Source organism: uncultured Aurantimicrobium sp. (assembly GCF_936931525.1).
Classification (GTDB): Bacteria; Actinomycetota; Actinomycetes; order Actinomycetales; family Microbacteriaceae; genus Aurantimicrobium.
Genome location: NZ_CAKZII010000086.1, coordinates 1 through 17,105, shown reverse-complemented (window position 1 = coordinate 17,105; position 17,105 = coordinate 1). Strand labels below are relative to the sequence as shown.

Genomic DNA, 17,105 nt, shown 5'->3' with positions numbered 1-17,105 from the left:
AAATTCTGCATTCCACATGCCAGCCGAATGGGCTGAGCATGAGCGCACCTGGATGGCGTGGCCGTCCTCCGGTTACACCCTCGGCGAGACCGAGGAACTAGCCAATGAAGCACGTCAGTGTTGGTCTGAAGTGGCCAACACCATCGTGCGGTTTGAGCCGGTCACCATCCTGGTTGACCCCAGTGCCGTGGACGAAGCGAAGAAGTGGCTCGACCCCGCAGTTGAGATTCTTGTTGCCGAGCTCGATGACGCGTGGATGCGTGACATTGGTCCCACCTTCGTGCGCGATGACAAGGGCACACTTGCCGGCGTGAACTGGATCTTCAACGGCTGGGGTGGACAGAAGTGGGCCAGCTGGGAGAACGACTCTCAAGCGGCCACGAAGATCCTGGACTCCATTGGCGTAATCCGCGTGGACTCCCCCATGACCAATGAGGGTGGCGGCATCCATGTCAATGGATCCCGCACCGTCATGATCACGGAGACCGTGCAGCTTGACCCAGGTCGCAACCCTGACTGGACCAAGGAACAGGTTGAAGCAGAGCTTCAGCGCACCCTTGGCATTGACCACGTGATCTGGATGCCCCGTGGCCTGACCCGCGACTACGACGAGTTCGGTACCCGCGGCCACATCGACATCGTGGCCTGCTTTGCCAATGAAGACACCGTGCTCTTCCACGATCAGAAGAACCAGGACCACCCTGACTACTGGATCAGCCAGGAAGTGCGCCGCGTACTCAAAGCCGCCCGTGATGCAGAAGGCAACAAGCTCAATGTGATTTCAGTGCCTGCGCCTGAAACTCTGCAGGACGACGAAGGCTGGGTCGACTACAGCTACATCAACCACTACGTCTGCAACGGCGCTGTGATTCTGTGTGCCTTTGATGACGAAGGTGATAAAAAAGCCAAGAAGGTCCTCGCCAAGGCATATCCAGGACGTGAGATTGTCCTGGTGGACGCACGTCCGCTGTTCGCCCGTGGCGGCGGTATTCACTGCATTACGCAGCAACAGCCCAAGGTTTAATAGTTCTTCTCGGGCACGATAAACGTGCCACCGTCCAGTTCTTCTGTGATGACGATCTGGCAGCTCAAACGTGAGCTCGTGTGCCTGGGCGTGACAGTGCCATCGAGCATCTCGTCTTCAAACTCCTGCATGGGAGTGCAGAGCGAAGCGGTGCTGTCGTCGACAAACACGTGACACGTCACGCACGCTAATGCCCCACCACACAGCCCGAACATTCCCGGGACAACGTTGCGAACGCCGGCGTCCATGACGGAGTCACCGACCCTGCCCTCAACCGTGTGCTTTTCTCCATCTGGAGAAATGAAGTTCAGTTGAGGCATTAGTACTAGATGGTTGTGGCGTCAATCACAAAACGGAACTGCACATCACCGGCAACAACACGGTCATAGGCCTCGTTGATGTAATCAGCCTTGATGACCTCGACGTCAGCAACAATGTTGTGCTTGCCACAGAAATCCAGCATTTCCTGGGTCTCCACGGTGCCACCAATCTGCGAACCGGCAATGGAGCGTCGGCGCATCATGAGTTTAGGAAGCGAGAAGGGCTGGGTCATGTCGTTGACTGCTCCCACGATGACATAGGTGCCATCCAGGGTGAGTAGATCCAGGTAGGGATTCATTTCGTGGTCGCCTGGGAGGGTCGAAATGATGAGGTCAAATTTCTGACGAGACGCCTTCATGGCTTCTTTGTCGGAGGTCACCAGAACCTCATCTGCGCCGAGTGAGGTGCCAAGGGCGACCTTCTCTGGGCTTGAGGTCAGAGCGACAGTGTGTGCGCCGAGTGCGTGAGAGAACTTCACGGCCATGTGTCCCAGGCCACCGATACCGACAACTCCGACGGTCTTGCCGGGGCCTGCACCCCAGTGCTTGAGAGGCGAGTAGACGGTGATTCCTGCACACAGAAGTGGCGCGACACCAGCAAGGTCAAGGCCTTCAGGAATTCGGTACACGAAGTTCTCAGTGGTCACGATTTCCTGGGCATATCCACCCTGAGTGACCTGTCCAGGAAGCTGTGGTTCTGCTTCACCATAGGTCAGGCGTGGACCAACGGGACCGGTGCAGTAGTTCTCATCCTTGTTTGAACAGTTCTCACACTCACCACAGCTGTCCACGATGACGCCGACACCGACGATGTCGCCGACCTTGTACTTGGTGACGGCAGAACCAACTTCAAGAACGGTTCCGACAATTTCGTGGCCTGGAACGAGAGGGTAGGGGCGGTCGCCCCATTCACCGCGAACGGTGTGAATGTCTGAGTGGCAAATGCCCGAGTGGGTAATCGCAATACGGACGTCAGTGTCCTCGGGTGTGCGGCGGACAATGTCCATGGGAGCCATCTTGGCGCCTTCAGCAGCAGCCCCAATTGCGCGAACGGTAGTAGTCATAGCCAAACCTTTCGTAATGTGCAGATCGTCCTGCACGAACTAGGGGCGAGTTAAGCCCACTTGGCTACGGTAGCCCATAACCTTCGATCTCATACCTACTCCGCAGACACCCACCAGGTCTCCGCGCTTGTAGTAGCCATAGACGCAATCTCCGCCTGCTTCACCTTCCAGCAGTTGGATGTCGTCGGCTTGATCAATCAAGCCATACGCCAGCAAGCTCACATCAAACTGGTCACTCCAGAACGAGGGAATGGGAGCAAAAGGCTTAGCCAGTTCTTCAGCAAAAGCATCAGCATCACCGGAGAGCTGCAGTGCAACTTCCTTGCCCACCTTGCGGGCCATTTCGGTGGGGATGTTCCAGTGCTCAACCCGACGCGAGTAGTCACAGAACTGAGGAATGGGGAAACGTGCCACGTCACCGACGACGTAGACGTTCTCCCAGGGAGTTCCGTCCTTCTTGAGTACGCGCAGGTTGGTGTCTGCTCCCACACCGCCGTCGAGATCGACGTCGTTGTCGTGGAGCAGCTCGAGGTTCGGCTCAGAACCAATGGCTTCAATGAGCACCTGGGTATAGAGCTCAACACCGGAGTCCAGAAGAACACTCTCCACACGGTCGCCGCCGGTGACCTTGGTGATGGTCGAACCCATGAAGAAGTTGACACCCTGGGCTTCTTGTCGCGCTTGAATATCACGAGCAAGTTCCAGACCCAGAGGTCGGAGCAAGGGAACTGGTCCCTTCCCAATGACGGTGACGTGTGCGCCGAGTTTCTTGGCAGTTGCCGCAACTTCACAGCCAATGAACCCTGCGCCATAAACAACAACGCGGGTTCCTTCAGAAATCTCCGAGCGCAAAGCAATCGCGTCATCGAGGGATCGAATGACGTGAGTCCCCTTCTTTGGCATGCCCGGAAGATCCACACGACGTGGACGCAGTCCCGTCGCGATGATCAGTGCTTCGTAATGGTGTTCAATACCGAGATCATCAGTGACAATCTGGCTCTCCAGATCAACACGGTTTACTTTGCGGCCCAGAATCCATTCCACATCGGCGACTGCGTCACCGAGAGGGAATGCCACTGCCTCATGATTGACGTCTGCAGCGAGCACCTCTTTGGACAGTGGTGGTCGGTTATAGGGAGGATGAACTTCCTCTCCGATGGCCACAATAGGACCGGCATAACCACTTCGACGTAGCGACTCTGCCACGCGAAGTCCGCCCATAGAAGCGCCAATAATGAGAACAGGGCGCGTCATACGAATTCCTTAGTCGACAATAAAAATGGCCTGCATGGGGCAGACATCAATTGCAGCCTGGACGTTGTCACGCTCGCTGTCGTCAGCGGTTGCGTGATATTCCAGCTTGTCGTCGTCGTTGAGCTTGAAAACATTGGGTGCCTCAAATACGCACTGACCATAGTGCTGGCACTTTTCCATGTCGACGTTGATCTTGATCATTATTCTTTTTCCTCCACGGTGGATGGGTAAAGGTCTTTAGATGGGGTGCGAATTCCACGGAATTCCCAGTCACCACCCATGGCGGTCGAGACAACCTCTTCGCTCTCGGTGGGCTGTGCGCCCACGTCGGTGCGAATCGGAGTAGGTCCGACAACGATGTGGTTGGTCAGACGACCAAGGCCCTCGACCTCAACCTCGACGATGTCGCCGGGCTGAACGGGACGAGAGAATGCAGGGGTTCCAGAGAACAACATGTCTCCCGGAACCAACGTGATGGTGCGGGCAATATCTGCAACCAGATAGTGCATGTCCCATTCCATGTTGTCGGTGTTGTCTTCTTGCTTGACTTCACCATTGACATAGGTGCGGATCATCTTGTTGCGGAAGTCCCAGTCGGTGACCATACCTGGACCCACGGGAGCCAAGGTGTCCGAACCCTTCACGCGCAGCATGGAGCCGGCGTCAGTGTCGCGGAAGTCATGCAGACCATAGTCATTACCCACGGTGTATCCGGCGATGTAGTCGCCGGCTTCCTCGGGGGAAATGTTGCGGCAGGTCTTGCCAATGATGATGACAATCTCACCCTCATAGTTCAACCACTTGCAACCCTCGGGGCGCACAACAGCACCCTTGTGGCTGTTGATCGCCGTAATGGGCTTGTGGAAATAGGTGGGAGCATCCGGGAGCTTGGTCATGAACTCCTTGGTGCGGCTGTCGTAGTTCAGGTGAACAGCGATGATCTTGGTGGGCTCCGAAGGGGGCAGGTGCTGCGCATCTTCGATAGCCACACGACGACCGTCAGCGGCAACAAGGAACTCTCCGTCGCGCACGGTTTGCACCGCAACGCCATCAAGCAGGATTCGACGATATTCAGTCACGAGAGAGAACCATGTCCTTTGGAAGTGGGAAGCCGCCTTCTGGCTTCGGGAAGTAAATGTGAACCTGGCCAGTACCAACCGAGTTCTCGTAGTCAGAGTACATCTCGCCCTTGGAGGTGTTGGCTTCCTCGCCGAGAGCACCTGCCATGGTGAGGTAGTGGCTGAAGTTGGCCTCTGGCTTGAACTTCATGAACTCTGGCATGGTCTCCAGCACGCGAGCGTGGTCGCCTGCCTTGAACCATTCAATGCGCTCTTCATCAGCCGCACGAGCTTCAGGAGAGAAGATGTGGCTGGGGTCGCTGGCCTCGTGCTTACGCAGATCGCGCAGCTTGTAGAAGGTGTGTGAAAGAGCACCAGAAGCAAGCAGCAGAACCTTGCGGTCTGAGTCGCGGATGGCTTCACCAAGGGCACGACCTGCACGCAGGAAGTCTTCAGTGGTTGCGGTCTGGCACACAGACATTGAAACCCAGCGCTTGTCCAAGCCCTTACCCAAGTAGTCCCAGAGGTTCACTGTTGCGTAGAAAATGGGCAGGTAGGGGTCGGAAATAGGAGTGATCCAGGTTCCGTTCTTTTCGTCATAGTTCGCCAGTGAGTTCGCAAACTCGGGGTCACCCTTGAAAGAGTAAGGAATCTGAGACATGCCGCGAGGAAGTTCTTCCGCGGTGTACTTGCCTTCGCGGTGGTCTTGAGCAGAAACAACAAACTCCACGGTGGTTGCCCAGTGAGAGTCGAGTACAACAACGGTGTCGTAGTCGAGAGTCTCCATCACGTCCTTGCGGAGCTTCTGCAAACCAGGGACGAGAGAGATTTCTTTACCGTCATTGAGCTCGTAACGAGTCTCTTTGGGGAGCATGATCGTGGGTACGTGCGCAAGGATTGCTGCGCCTACTACTTCGCCCATGGTTTATTCCTTCCATCCATTTGGTGAAACTACGGTGTTCTTGACATCTGCATAGAAGTCGAAGGACCAGGTGCCGCCATCGCGACCAATACCTGACTTCTTCGATCCTCCGAAGGGTGCGCGAAGGTCACGCACAAAGAAACAGTTGACCCAGATGGTGCCGGCAACCAACTGCGAAGTGACCTTGTTGGCTCGTTCCTTGTTGCCAGAGACAACAACGGCTGCAAGGCCGAACTCGGTGCCGTTTGCACGTTCGACAACTTCTTCGTCTGTTGTGAAAGTCATCATGCAGAGAACAGGACCGAAGATTTCACTCGAGACAATCTCGGAACCTTCGGTGGGGTTCTTCACCAGAGTCGGACGGAAGAAGAGGCCACCCAAGTCTGAGTTGGGCTCACCGCCCCAGACAATCTCTTGACCTTCAGCCTTGGCGCGGTCCACGAATCCCTTGACGCGGTCGAAGTGCACCTGGTGAATCTGGGGACCAATGTCGGTGGTCTCATCGCGGGGGTCGCCCTGCTTGAGAGCAGCAGCCTTCTCGGCGAACTTGGCAGCAAACGCATCTGCGATGTTTTCGTGCACAAAGATACGGGTTCCGGAGAGGCAGACCTGGCCGGCGTTGTCGTATTGCTCCACAGCAATCTCGGCAGCGAGGTCAAGGTCAGCATCCTCGAGCACAATCATGGGGCTCTTGCCGCCGAGTTCGAAGGAACACGGCGTCAAGTTATCTGCTGCTGCGCGGGCAATCACCTTGGCGGTGGGCACCGAACCGGTGAACGAGATGCGGTTGATGTCGGGGTGAGCAACCAGGGCAGAACCGATTTCCCTGCCATAGCCCTGCACCACGTTGAAGACGCCGTCAGGAATACCTGCCTGCTTGGTCAGGTCTGCAAAGAAAGAGGCACTCAGTGGCGTCCACTCGGCGGGCTTGAGAATAACGGTGTCACCGGCGGCGAGCGCGGGACCGATCTTCCAGGTGGCCAGCATGAGGGGTGCGTTCCAGGGGGTGATCAGAACAGCAACGCCGGAAGGGTCCCAGCTGACGTTGTTGGTGTGACCTCGAGTTTCGAACGCGTCATGGTGAAGTTCGTTAATGGCCCAGTCAGCGAAGAAGCGGATGTTCATCGCCACGCGAGGCATCACACCGCGACGGTGTGATCGAAGCAGTGAACCGTTGTCCATGGTCTCGAGCTGAGAGAGGGTTTCGTTGTTCTCTTCGATCAAGTCTGCGAGTTTGTGGAGCAGAACTCCACGGCCCTGTGGTCCTAATGCTGCCCAAGCGGGGAATGCAGCGCGAGCTGCAGCAACGGCTGCATCTGCTTCTGCCTGTCCACCGCGGGAAATCTCACCGAGGAAGGTGCCGTCAATAGGTGAGGTGTTGGTGAATGTCTCTGCAGAGGGGACGCGCTTGCCGCCAATGTAGTGGCGGGTGTCAATCTCGGCACCGGCAACGCTAATTGTGCTCATGGGGCAGGTCCTCACATCTTTGTGTAGAAGTAATCATTCGTATACTAACGATTATTACTAGGATATAAAAGTCACACAAGATAAATATCTCTATTTATTTGGAAGGCACTTATGTCTCGCCCTCGCATCGCCATTCTGGCTCGATTCGCTGAGAACACTTCTGCCACGCGCTATGCCGCAGTTATCACTGCTCGCCGCCTTGCTGAAGGCGTATGGGCAGCCGGGGGCGAACCTCTCACCTTCCTCCCCGTGGCAGGTAGCAATTGGGCAGAGCGACTCGAAGGTATCGACGGGGTTCTGATGCCCGGCGGTGCTGATGTGAACCCTCGAAGCTATGGCCAGGACGTTGAATCCGACCACGTCTATGACGTGGACGATCTCGCCGATGAGGTCGACATCTCCCTCGTGAACTATGCCCTCGGCACGGGAATGCCTGTGCTCACCATCTGCCGAGGAACCCAGATCACCAACGTGGCCAGGGGTGGAACCCTCGTCCAACACATGGATGAACCCCACCAGCACTATGTTGCTCCGGTCACTATTGAGAAGTATCACTCCGAGATGGGCCTGAGCTCAGCCACAGTTCAAGCTTCCTGCTACCACCACCAGGTCATTGACACTGTGGGCGAAGGACTTGAGGTCATCGCTCGATCAGCTCAGGGCGATGTGGAAGCCATCAAGATCGATGCTGCCGGTTGGGCCTTTGGCGTGCAGTGGCACCCGGAGGACAATTTCGACACCAATAAGCCTCAGGCAGAGCTCTTTGAGCGCTTCGTGAGCGAAGCCGCCAAATACAGCGCGAAGCGCTAGCTACTTGGCTTGATCCTGCGTGTAGTTGGTGAGCAAGCGCAGCATGTCTGCGAAGTTGGCACGATCCGCCGCAGGGATGAGTGACGAGATTTCGATTTCCTGACGGTTGAAGGCCGGGAACAGGGTCTCCATCAACTTGTGACCCTTTTCGGTGAGATGCACCAAGACCAGACGGCCATCCGCATCGCTGCGTGAACGCTCAGCAAGACCCATTTTCTCGAGAGTCTTGAGAACACCGGTCAACGTGGCCTTGGAAATACCACTCTCTTCGGCAATGTCGCGGGTCTCAGCAGGTTCCCAAATCCATGTGACCCACATCACGACAAAGGCAGTCCAGCTCAAACCGCTTTCAGCGAGCACGTTGCGCTCGAAGTGGTTACGCACGGCACTGGCAGCTCGGAACAGGTTGGAGGTCACAGCCATTGCTTCGAAATCGAGCGTCATGTGGCTGAGTCGACTCGTGATCTGAGACTCAGTCTCAGCCAGGGTGTGACTGCCTGCCATGATTTCTCTTTTCTTCGAACGTTCCACAAGTTTATGCCAGCACATGCGACATCTGAGGGAAGAACTTGACTTACCTCTAGGTAATGGGGTTATCCTGAGATTATTCGTATCCGAACAATCTCGATGAGGAGACTTCGATGAAGCCATCGTCGCCCTACAACCTGGCCGATTTAGACCTGTTCCAGAATGGTGCCCCCTGGGCTGCTTTCGAAGAGATCCGCACCAACACCCCCGCGCACTTCAGTGACGAAGGCGCAGACGGCAGTGGCTTCTGGTCGGCGACTCGGTACCACGACATTGTGAAGGTTCTTCGCGACTCGGAGACGTTCACCAGCGAACGCTTCACCAACCTCGAAGAGGTCACCCCCGAGCAAGAGGACGCCCGACGTTCCCTTCTCGAAACTGATGGTGCACGTCACCGCGCCATGCGCCGCCTCATTCAGTTTGAATTCACTCCTGCTGCCGTCGCCCGCTACGAAAACTTCCTCCGCGGCCTCACCGCCAGCACTCTCGACAACGCATTCGCCAAGGGTGAGTTCGATTTCGTTGAAGACGTTGCAGCTGACTTCCCCATCCGCGTGCTCGCCAAGATCTTGGATGTGCCAGACTCCGACACTGGTCAGCTCATTGACTGGGGTAACCGCATGGTCGGCTTTTCAGACCCCGAACACGCTGACGTATTGATCAACTCGGAAGAATCAGAGAAGTACAAGAACCTCCCCTTCCGCTCCCCTGCGGCTCTTGAAGTATTCGAATACGGTGACGAACTTCGTCGCCAGCGTCTGGGCAAGAACGGCACAGACCTTGTTTCTGTTCTCGTCAATAGCGAACCCTCTGATGGCATCCCGCTGTCGGACCGTGACTTCCACACCAACTTCCTACTCCTGGTTGTGGCAGGTAATGAGACCACCCGTCACACCATTACCCACACCATGAACAACCTCATCAACAACCCAGACCAGCTGGCTCTCCTGCAGGAGAACCCTGAGCTCATCCCTTGGGCTGTTGAAGAGTTCCTGCGCTACGCAAGCCCCGTTTACCACTTCCGTCGCACTGCGACCAAGGACGTGGACTTCAACGGTTCCATGATCAAGAAGGGCGAGAAGATGGTCGCCTGGTTTGCCTCTGGCAACCGAGATGAAACCGTCTTCGTGGACCCCAACAAGATGGATGTCACGCGTAACCCCAACGAGCACGTGACCTTCGGTCGCGGTGGCCCCCACATGTGCTTGGGTAACTCACTGGCTCGTATCGAGCTGCGTGTGATGTTCGAAGACCTCATCAACCGCGTAGACAAGGTTGAGCGCACAGGAGAAGTTGACTTCCTGCGTTCGAACTTCGTTCACGGCATCAAGCGCATGCCCGTCAAGGTCACCACGCGCTAAGTAGTTGCCACTAGGAGGGACGTCTCACCCTCTTCTGGCCTCCACTAGCTGTGCTCCCACATCGTGGGAGCACAGCTTAATTTCCTCTAGACAAACTGGAACACTGACTTAGGCTGGTGCTTATGACTGCTCCCCGCGTTCTCGTGATTGTTCACGACGTCGACGACAATCTCAACGAATTTGCTGTCCCCATGGCAGAAGCGGGCGTTTACCTCGAAACGTGGGATGCATCACTAGATTTCGATTCACGACCACCCTTGGACGGGTTGTCAAAATACTCAGGAATCATTTCTCTCGGTGCCCACAACGGCATCATGGATGAAGCCACGACTGAGTGGATGCCTTACGAGCGCAAGATTGTCGAATACGCGCTGGAGTCCGAGACTCCGTTCTTTGGGCTCTGCTTCGGCTCTCAGATTCTTGCTGCAGTCGCTGGAGCAGATTTCAAACCGTCCCCTGTTCCCGAGCTGGGCTGGACAGAGGTGGAGATGAAACCCGAAGCCAAAGAAGATCCTGTCTTCTCGCAGATCAGCTCCGGGCTCAAAGGTTTCCACTTCCACTACGACAGCTATGAGCTGCCCGAGTCAGCGACTCTCCTCGGGGAGACCAACGGCATCATTGAGGCCTACCGCGTGGGCTCAGCAGCATGGGCTACTCAGTTCCACCTCGAGGTGGGACTGAACCAGCAACTCGCGTGGCTCACGACCTACCGCAAGTACTTTGAAAAGGAAGGTATCGACGTGGAAGAGCAGATGCGTCTCAGCCACGAAAACTTCCTGGAGTATCGCCGACAGGCACATGTCACCGCTACTGCGTTTGCAGAGCAAGTAAAGGCATTCGCCGCTAAATAAGTCCGGCGATGTCTTTGAGATAGGCATCAACGAGGGCGTAGGTGCGCTGTTCTGCTGCCGGATCTTCCGCGCGGGTTTGAGCCAGCATGATTTCTGGATCAAGTCCTGCTTCTCGGACTTTTCCGGCTCCACCCCAGTCCAACCAACCCTTGAGACCTGGTGCCTCTAACTCGGGATGGAATTGGACACCCAAGGTTTTGTTGATGATGAAAGCCTGAGGAGCAGCCGGATTGCGCGCAATCTCAACAGCTCCCGGTGGGACAGTGAACCGGTCGTAATGAAATTGGAACCACGGACCATTGGGCACCAACTCTGGTCGATCGCTCCAGATTGTTGTCCATCCAATTTCGAACTGAGGAGCACGGCCCACGGATCCACCCATGGCGCGCGCAATGAGCTGGCCGCCAAAACAGATCCCCAAAACGGGCTTGCCTGCTGCGACAGCACTCTTTACGAGCTCAAGTTCTGGCTCCAGCCAATTACCAATGCAGTCGTTATCCCAGGCACCCCAGGGAGCACCCAAGGGCACGATGAGATCGAATTCATCAAAGTTGGGAAACTCAACCGTGATGTTGGGGGTTGAAAACTTATCTTCTGGAACCACAAGGAACTCAGTGATCTCGAAGCCATGGTGCTCGAGCCTGCGACCGACGGGTCCAGTGGGACTAACGTGGTCGTGCTGAATAACGAGGGCTTTCATGGAAGAGCTCCTTGGATACAGAATGAATACACATAAGAATATGCGTCATATTTTGTAGTTGACTAGCAAATCGGTACTATTCGTTAGTACCCTAACGATAGCGTTATGACACCACACTTGCCACAAAGGAGTTGCAATGGTTAACGATCTAACCAAGCTTCGAGATGACCTCGGAGAGCGCGGCATCGACGTTCTGCGCGTCATGTTCTCGGACGTTCTCGGTATTCCTCGCTCCAAGGACATCTTGGTCAGTCAGCTCGATAAGGCATGCCACAACGGCCCTGCTTTCAGCCAGGGCGTGTGGACCACCACCACCGGTGGCGAGTTCCACGAGGCCAACGGAATTGCCAGCGACGGCCTCCAGGACTTCATCACACAGATTGTTCCCGGCACCATTTCTCCTCTGGCATGGGAGCCCGGTGTTGCGTATGTCGTAGGCGACGCCTTCAACCCCGACGGCAAGCCCAACATGATGTCTCCGCGCTCGGTGCTGCAGAAAGTTATCGAGAGTTACCACGCTCTCGGTCTGCACCCTGTCGTGGGCCCCGAACTTGAGTTCTACATTGCCAATCAGGATGAGGAAGGGCGCTTCGTTCGCTCACTTTCCCAAACTGGTCGCGTGTACATGACAGGAACCCTGGTCGACCCAGACGGCGACTTCCTGCACCTGATGCGCATGCTCGACAACCTCAACATTGGCGCCTTCGCAGGAAACCACGAGTTCAGCCCCAGCCAATATGAAGTCAACCTCTGGCACAGCGAGGCTCTGGATGCAGCAGACCGCACCTTCTTCTTCAAGACCGCTGTCAAGGACATCATTGCCAAGCGCGGCAAGCACGCCTCCTTCTTGGGAAAGCCGTGGAGCGACGAGGGTGGATCCGGTTTCCACCTGCACTTCTCGGTTACCGACGCTGATGGCATCAACAAGATGCACGACGGCCGCGGAAACCTTTCCCCTGCAGCCAAAATGTTGATTGCTGGAATTACCAAGCACGCCAACGCACTGACAGCATTCACTAACCCCACGGTGAACGCTTTCAAGCGCCTGGGCCCTGACACTCTTGCTCCCTACCGTTCCAACTGGGGCTACGACAACCGTTCCTGCATGGTCCGCGTTCCACCCGAGCGCGGCCAGGGAACTCGCCTCGAGATCCGCGTGGGCGATGGCGCTGCCAACCCCTACCTCGTGATTGCAGCCATCCTTGCTGCTGGACTCGACGGCATCGTGAACGAGATGGAATGCCCAGATGACGCAGTCGGCATGGCCTACGACAACGAGGGTGCTGAGATTCTTCCTGAGACCTTTGCTGACGCACTCGACGCTCTCGAGAAAGACGATGCTCTGCGCAACCAGATGTCAGAAGAGCTGGTCAACGTCTTCATGGTGCTCAAGCGTGACGAAATCGCTCGTTATGAAGCAGCTGTTGAGGACCCCAGCACGCGCGACGTGACGGACTGGGAAATCACGGAGTACGCAGCCTCCTACTAAACCTGCTTTCCTCCCAGCAGAGGACAAGACAGCAAGAAGCCCCGGTGATGATCACCGGGGCTTCTTTGTATCCGTTGGGATAGATACGAACTGTTTAGATGCTGGGGTTTGATCCCAAGTCAGCTACGAGGGTTCCACCGTTGAAGGTCGTGCCGACCTCGCGGAAGTACCCACCGAGGATCTTCTCCACGGGAAGGATAGAGCCGAGCTCGTCCCACTGTGAGTCACTCAAGGTGAGTTCTGCAGTTCCACCCCATGCCTGACCGAGGTCGAGGTCCACGCCACCCATGGTGATGAGTTGGTCAAGGGAGTTTCCAGCACCAGGAGTGATGGAGGGAACCCAACGGTTGTGCAGCATCTTGTGGCCGTTGACAAAACCGTTGCTCTCCACGGGGCCGGTGAGGGTCACCTTCGCGGAAGCGAGACGGTGGTCATAGGCAGCAAGGCTCGCGCCGAACTTGGCACCGGCTTCGAGGGTGGGAGTTGCCTTGCCGCGGTTATAGACGCGAGTGGCGTGCATCGAACCCAGCTTCTTGGGGTAGCCCTGGAACCAACCGCGGGCCATGGCGAAGTCTTTGGTCACCCAGATTGCAACACAGCGACTGTAGGTGACGCCCTCATACTTGCAGCGGACTACCACGAAGGTCTCCATGTACTGCGAGCGGTCGGGGTCCAGCAGTTCTTCGAAGTCATCAGAGCAGGACTGCCAGTCAGCCCAGATCAGTGCAACTGCTCCAGGCTCTTCGTCAGCGAGCTCCAGCTCGGGAGGAAGGATCGCACGGACATTGGCAGGGTCGGTCAGGTACTCGACGGTGAGTAGCGTGCCGGAATAGTGCCAAGGCATTTCCGGGATGATGGCGCTCTTACCGGTCGGGGTCTTGGGCGCAAGAAAGCCTTTGAGTTCAGTCATAGGAACAGAATATACGGTCATTCGTATCCAAACAAACATATTTTTGAAACATAACGTTTACGCCTAAATGGCGCTTTCGGCTTGACGTGGACCTGATTTATTGCGAAAGTTAGAAAAATCGTTTCTATCCGAACGATTATTTATGAACTCAATGAGGAGATCCATGATGTCAACCGCGCAATCGGCTGAAGACACCTCCCTAAGGAAGGGACGTCTTGGCGTCCTGGGAATCGTCTTCTTCGTCGTCGCAGCTTCCGCGCCCCTCGTGGGCATGACAGGCGCTGTTCCTGTCGCCATGCTCGCCGGTAACGGCGCAGCCGCTCCCGGCGCCTACCTCGCAGTAGGCATCGTCCTGCTCTTGTTCAGTGTTGGATACACCGCCATGGCACACAAGGTCACCAACACTGGTGCGTTCTTCGCATATGTCGGTCGTGGCTTGGGCATCAAGGCTGGTGTTGCTTCTGCATTCATCTCCATCGTGGGATACGTCACCATTCAGCTCGCTATCTATGGCTTCTTTGGTGCGATCCTCTCCGGCCAGATGGCCGCCCTTGGACTTGAACTGCCTTGGTATGTCTGGAGCATCATTGCCTGGGCACTTGTCACCGCACTCTCACTGCTCAGTGTTGATGTCGGAGCCAAGGTTCTCGGAACCCTGATGATTCTGGAACTCCTTTCCCTCATCATCACCGCCATTGCGATTCTCGCAAACGGTGGTCCTGAGGGCTGGAACATTGGTGCTTCTTTCGCTCCTGACCAGATCTTTGCTGGCGGCTTCGGCGGCGGCGCTGGTATCGCTATCGCATTCGCATTCGCTTCCTTCATTGGTTTCGAAGCAACTGCTATCTACGGTGAAGAATCCATCGATCCCAAGAAGACCGTTCGTCGCGCTACCTACTGGGCTATCGGAATCATCACTGCACTCTTCGCAGTTGTGTCTTTCGCCATGGTTACCGGTATGGGTGCAAACGCAATCTTCGACCAGGTCATCGAGCGTTCTTCTATCGAAGGTGTCCCACTGGCTGACCCCGCAGCTGTTCTGTTCTCACTGACAGACCAGTACGTCGGCGGCTGGATGGTTACCATCATGAGCTGGCTCGTTGTTTCGAGCCTCTTCGCTGGTCTGCTCGCATTCCAGAACGCAACCGCTCGTTACTTCTTCGCAATGGGTCGCGGTGGCATCTTGTCCGAGCGCTTCGCTCACGTGAACAAGGCAGGTGCTCCTCGTGCAGGTGTCATCCTCACCTCGATCATTGCCCTGATTGTCATCGTGATCTTCGCAGTGGCTCAGCTTGACCCCGTACTCAACCTGTTCTTCTGGATGTCGGCAATTACTGCAATCGCCATCATCTTGGTTGAGATCTTGGTCAGCGTTGCTGTCATCGCGTACTTCGCCAAGAACAGCGGCGCAAACGTCTGGCAGGGCAAGATTGCTCCTGCTCTGGCAGCAATCGGCCTGGTCCTCGGTGAGTACCTGCTGATGAGCCGCTTCAACCTGCTGGCTGGAACTGTAGCTGACGGCGTGGACCCATCGCTTCCTGAAAGCGCATGGGCACTCAGCCCCCTCGGCTGGTTCCTTGTCCTGCTCCCCTTCATCGCTGGAATCATCGGCTTCATCGTCGCTGCTGTCCAGGGTAAGGAAAAGGCCGCACTGACTGAGGACATCCTGTCCTAATCAGTACACAGAACTGGGGCGCTCGTCTGCATAAGACGGGCGCCCCTTTTTTGTTGCGTGAAGAGTATTAGGCGGTTCGCGTGGGACCCAGCAGCAAAGGCTTACTGGTGTCCATCGTGAAGAAGTCATGCCCCTTGTCATCGACGATGACGAAGGCAGGGAAATTCTCCACCTCGATCTTGTAGACCGCTTCCATACCCAGCTCGGGGTAGTCAATGATCTCCATCGAGCGAATGCTGTCCTGGGCAAGGCGGGCAGCAGGGCCACCCACAGAACCGAGGTAGAAGCCGCCGTAAGTGCCACAGGCCTTTGTCACCACAGAGGAGCGGTTACCCTTCGCCAGCATGACCATCGAGCCACCGGCCTTCTGGAACTCGTCCACATAGCTGTCCATGCGGCCAGCGGTGGTGGGTCCGAAGGAACCAGTTGGAAGACCCTCAGGTGTCTTCGCAGGGCCTGCGTAGTAGATGGGGTGGTTCTTTGCGTACTCAGGGAGACCTTCACCGCGCTCGAGACGCTCACGCATGCGTGCGTGGGCAATGTCGCGGGCCACAATCATGGTTCCGGTCAGCATCACACGAGTACCAATAGAGCAGGCAGAGAGTTCCTTGAGAATCTCCTCCATGGGCTGGTTCAAGTTGATGGGAACACCAGGAGATGCTTCCTCGATCTGCTCAAGACCAGTTTCTGGAATGAAGCGAGCGGGGTCGTGCTCGAGCTCTTCGATAAAGACACCCTCAGAGTTGATGGTGGCGAGGATCTGACGGTCTGCCGAGCAGGAGACAGCAATCGCAATCGGCAACGAAGCACCGTGGCGAGGCAGACGAACCACACGAACATCGTGGCAGAAGTACTTGCCGCCGAACTGCGCACCAAAACCGATGGTTTTGGTCAGTTCGAAGACCTTCTTCTCGAACTCGAGGTCGCGGAAACCTTGGCCTTCCTTGCCACCTTCGGTGGGGAGAGAGTCGAGGTAGTGGGTGGAAGCCAGCTTGGCAGTCTTCACCGCGTAATCAGCCGAGGTTCCACCGATGGTGATAGCCAAGTGATACGGAGGGCAGGCAGCTGTTCCCAGGCTCGCGATCTTCTCGCGCAGGAACTCGAGAAGGCGCTGCTCTTCCAGAACAGCCTTGGTCTCTTGGTAGAGGAAGGTCTTGTTGGCGCTACCGCCACCCTTAGCCATGAACAAGAACTCATAGCTGTCGCCCTTGGTCAGCGAAATGTCGACTTCAGCAGGCAGGTTGGTTCCAGTGTTGACCTCTTCCCACATCGAGGTGGGAGACATCTGCGAGTAACGCAGGTTGAGGTCGTGATAAGCCTTAGCAATACCGTTGGTGATGTATTCCGCATCGCGACCGTCGGTCAAGATGCGGTGCCCACGCTTGGCCATAACCAATGCAGTTCCGGTGTCCTGGCACATGGGCAGCACTCCACCAGAAGCCACGTTCGCGTTCTTGAGCAGATCAAGAGCAACGTACTTGTCATTGCCAGAAGCTTCGGGGTCATCAAGAATCTTTCGCAGCTGGGCAAGGTGGGCAGGGCGCAGGAAGTAGTTGATTTCCTTATAGGCGGTGTAGGCAAGGAGCTCAAGGGCCTCGGGAGAAACAGAGGTAAAGGTGTGCTCACCGAGGGTGACCGATTCAACACCTTCGTCGCTGAGCAGAGTCCTGTC

At 56.2% G+C, this 17,105-nt stretch carries 17 protein-coding genes; 6 read left to right on the top strand and 11 right to left on the bottom strand.

Features of this window, described 5'->3' with window-relative positions:
* Positions 1-16 precede the first annotated feature (16 nt).
* The gene (locus Q0362_RS03930; protein WP_298120040.1) at positions 17-1,024 is read left to right on the top strand and encodes an agmatine/peptidylarginine deiminase; all 1,008 of its coding nucleotides are present in this window, start codon (positions 17-19) and stop codon (positions 1,022-1,024) included.
* Here Q0362_RS03930 and Q0362_RS03925 read toward each other — a convergent pair.
* The 7 genes from Q0362_RS03925 to Q0362_RS03895 are packed head-to-tail and all read right to left on the bottom strand — an operon-like array spanning position 1,021 to position 7,109.
* On the bottom strand, positions 1,021-1,344 hold the full coding sequence (locus tag Q0362_RS03925; protein ID WP_298120000.1) for a 2Fe-2S iron-sulfur cluster-binding protein: 324 nt from the start codon (positions 1,342-1,344) through the stop codon (positions 1,021-1,023). The two genes, Q0362_RS03930 and Q0362_RS03925, sit on opposite strands and share 4 nt — an antisense overlap.
* Before the next feature lie 5 nt (positions 1,345-1,349).
* Entirely contained in the window at positions 1,350-2,408 is a 1,059-nt protein-coding gene (locus tag Q0362_RS03920; RefSeq protein WP_298119996.1) for an NAD(P)-dependent alcohol dehydrogenase, read from the bottom strand.
* 39 nt (positions 2,409-2,447) lie between these two features.
* Positions 2,448-3,662, bottom strand: a complete 1,215-nt coding sequence (locus Q0362_RS03915; protein WP_298119993.1) for an NAD(P)/FAD-dependent oxidoreductase — start codon at positions 3,660-3,662, stop codon at positions 2,448-2,450.
* Positions 3,663-3,671: 9 nt separating this feature from the next.
* Entirely contained in the window at positions 3,672-3,863 is a 192-nt protein-coding gene (locus tag Q0362_RS03910) for a ferredoxin (protein WP_298119990.1), read from the bottom strand.
* Positions 3,863-4,741: a fumarylacetoacetate hydrolase family protein gene (locus tag Q0362_RS03905; RefSeq protein WP_280793960.1), complete on the bottom strand. Its 879-nt coding sequence runs from the start codon at positions 4,739-4,741 to the stop codon at positions 3,863-3,865. The genes Q0362_RS03910 and Q0362_RS03905 overlap by 1 nt, the downstream gene beginning before the upstream one ends.
* Positions 4,734-5,642, bottom strand: a complete 909-nt coding sequence (locus tag Q0362_RS03900) for a catechol 1,2-dioxygenase (protein WP_298119981.1) — start codon at positions 5,640-5,642, stop codon at positions 4,734-4,736. The genes Q0362_RS03905 and Q0362_RS03900 overlap by 8 nt, the downstream gene beginning before the upstream one ends.
* Before the next feature lie 3 nt (positions 5,643-5,645).
* Positions 5,646-7,109: an aldehyde dehydrogenase gene (locus Q0362_RS03895; RefSeq protein ID WP_298119979.1), complete on the bottom strand. Its 1,464-nt coding sequence runs from the start codon at positions 7,107-7,109 to the stop codon at positions 5,646-5,648.
* 111 nt (positions 7,110-7,220) lie between these two features.
* Between Q0362_RS03895 and Q0362_RS03890 the strand changes: the two genes are divergently transcribed.
* Positions 7,221-7,919 carry a gamma-glutamyl-gamma-aminobutyrate hydrolase family protein gene (locus Q0362_RS03890; RefSeq protein WP_298119977.1) on the top strand — a complete coding sequence of 233 codons (699 nt, stop codon included), beginning with the start codon at positions 7,221-7,223 and terminating at the stop codon, positions 7,917-7,919.
* Here Q0362_RS03890 and Q0362_RS03885 read toward each other — a convergent pair whose 3' ends face one another.
* Positions 7,920-8,423, bottom strand: coding sequence for a MarR family winged helix-turn-helix transcriptional regulator (locus Q0362_RS03885; RefSeq protein WP_298119976.1), 504 nt, complete (start codon positions 8,421-8,423; stop codon positions 7,920-7,922).
* Between the two features lie 137 nt (positions 8,424-8,560).
* On the opposite strand from Q0362_RS03885, the gene Q0362_RS03880 reads away from it, so the two are divergent.
* Positions 8,561-9,808 (top strand): cytochrome P450, encoded by a 1,248-nt coding sequence (locus tag Q0362_RS03880; RefSeq protein WP_298119973.1) that lies wholly within the window; start codon positions 8,561-8,563, stop codon positions 9,806-9,808.
* A gap of 122 nt (positions 9,809-9,930) precedes the next feature.
* Positions 9,931-10,659 (top strand): type 1 glutamine amidotransferase, encoded by a 729-nt coding sequence (locus Q0362_RS03875; RefSeq protein WP_298119971.1) that lies wholly within the window; start codon positions 9,931-9,933, stop codon positions 10,657-10,659.
* Here Q0362_RS03875 and Q0362_RS03870 read toward each other — a convergent pair.
* Positions 10,652-11,359, bottom strand: coding sequence for a type 1 glutamine amidotransferase (locus Q0362_RS03870; RefSeq protein WP_298119968.1), 708 nt, complete (start codon positions 11,357-11,359; stop codon positions 10,652-10,654). The genes Q0362_RS03875 and Q0362_RS03870 overlap by 8 nt on opposite strands.
* Positions 11,360-11,495: 136 nt before the next feature.
* On the opposite strand from Q0362_RS03870, the gene Q0362_RS03865 reads away from it, so the two are divergent.
* Positions 11,496-12,848, top strand: coding sequence for a glutamine synthetase family protein (locus tag Q0362_RS03865; RefSeq protein WP_298119966.1), 1,353 nt, complete (start codon positions 11,496-11,498; stop codon positions 12,846-12,848).
* A 94-nt stretch (positions 12,849-12,942) separates the two neighbouring features.
* Here the strand turns inward: Q0362_RS03865 and Q0362_RS03860 are convergent, their stop codons facing one another.
* Positions 12,943-13,758 carry an acetoacetate decarboxylase family protein gene (locus tag Q0362_RS03860; protein WP_298119963.1) on the bottom strand — a complete coding sequence of 272 codons (816 nt, stop codon included), beginning with the start codon at positions 13,756-13,758 and terminating at the stop codon, positions 12,943-12,945.
* Between the two features lie 166 nt (positions 13,759-13,924).
* Between Q0362_RS03860 and Q0362_RS03855 the strand changes: the two genes are divergently transcribed.
* A complete protein-coding gene (locus Q0362_RS03855) occupies positions 13,925-15,433 on the top strand; it encodes an APC family permease (RefSeq protein WP_298119959.1) in 1,509 nt (502 codons plus the stop codon).
* 67 nt (positions 15,434-15,500) lie between these two features.
* Here the strand turns inward: Q0362_RS03855 and Q0362_RS03850 are convergent, their stop codons facing one another.
* On the bottom strand, positions 15,501-17,096 hold the full coding sequence (locus Q0362_RS03850) for a FumA C-terminus/TtdB family hydratase beta subunit (protein ID WP_298120037.1): 1,596 nt from the start codon (positions 17,094-17,096) through the stop codon (positions 15,501-15,503).
* Positions 17,097-17,105 lie beyond the last annotated feature (9 nt).

What these genes read in the sequence shown, in the direction of transcription:
- Q0362_RS03930 (WP_298120040.1), top strand. Translation starts at nt 17, where the DNA reads ATGCCAGCCGAATGGGCTGAGCATGAGCGCACCTGGATGGCGTGGCCG.
- Q0362_RS03925 (WP_298120000.1), bottom strand. Translation starts at nt 1,344, where the DNA reads ATGCCTCAACTGAACTTCATTTCTCCAGATGGAGAAAAGCACACGGTT.
- Q0362_RS03920 (WP_298119996.1), bottom strand. Translation starts at nt 2,408, where the DNA reads ATGACTACTACCGTTCGCGCAATTGGGGCTGCTGCTGAAGGCGCCAAG.
- Q0362_RS03915 (WP_298119993.1), bottom strand. Translation starts at nt 3,662, where the DNA reads ATGACGCGCCCTGTTCTCATTATTGGCGCTTCTATGGGCGGACTTCGC.
- Q0362_RS03910 (WP_298119990.1), bottom strand. Translation starts at nt 3,863, where the DNA reads ATGATCAAGATCAACGTCGACATGGAAAAGTGCCAGCACTATGGTCAG.
- Q0362_RS03900 (WP_298119981.1), bottom strand. Translation starts at nt 5,642, where the DNA reads ATGGGCGAAGTAGTAGGCGCAGCAATCCTTGCGCACGTACCCACGATC.
- Q0362_RS03895 (WP_298119979.1), bottom strand. Translation starts at nt 7,109, where the DNA reads ATGAGCACAATTAGCGTTGCCGGTGCCGAGATTGACACCCGCCACTAC.
- Q0362_RS03890 (WP_298119977.1), top strand. Translation starts at nt 7,221, where the DNA reads ATGTCTCGCCCTCGCATCGCCATTCTGGCTCGATTCGCTGAGAACACT.
- Q0362_RS03885 (WP_298119976.1), bottom strand. Translation starts at nt 8,423, where the DNA reads ATGGCAGGCAGTCACACCCTGGCTGAGACTGAGTCTCAGATCACGAGT.
- Q0362_RS03880 (WP_298119973.1), top strand. Translation starts at nt 8,561, where the DNA reads ATGAAGCCATCGTCGCCCTACAACCTGGCCGATTTAGACCTGTTCCAG.
- Q0362_RS03875 (WP_298119971.1), top strand. Translation starts at nt 9,931, where the DNA reads ATGACTGCTCCCCGCGTTCTCGTGATTGTTCACGACGTCGACGACAAT.
- Q0362_RS03870 (WP_298119968.1), bottom strand. Translation starts at nt 11,359, where the DNA reads ATGAAAGCCCTCGTTATTCAGCACGACCACGTTAGTCCCACTGGACCC.
- Q0362_RS03865 (WP_298119966.1), top strand. Translation starts at nt 11,496, where the DNA reads ATGGTTAACGATCTAACCAAGCTTCGAGATGACCTCGGAGAGCGCGGC.
- Q0362_RS03860 (WP_298119963.1), bottom strand. Translation starts at nt 13,758, where the DNA reads ATGACTGAACTCAAAGGCTTTCTTGCGCCCAAGACCCCGACCGGTAAG.
- Q0362_RS03855 (WP_298119959.1), top strand. Translation starts at nt 13,925, where the DNA reads ATGTCAACCGCGCAATCGGCTGAAGACACCTCCCTAAGGAAGGGACGT.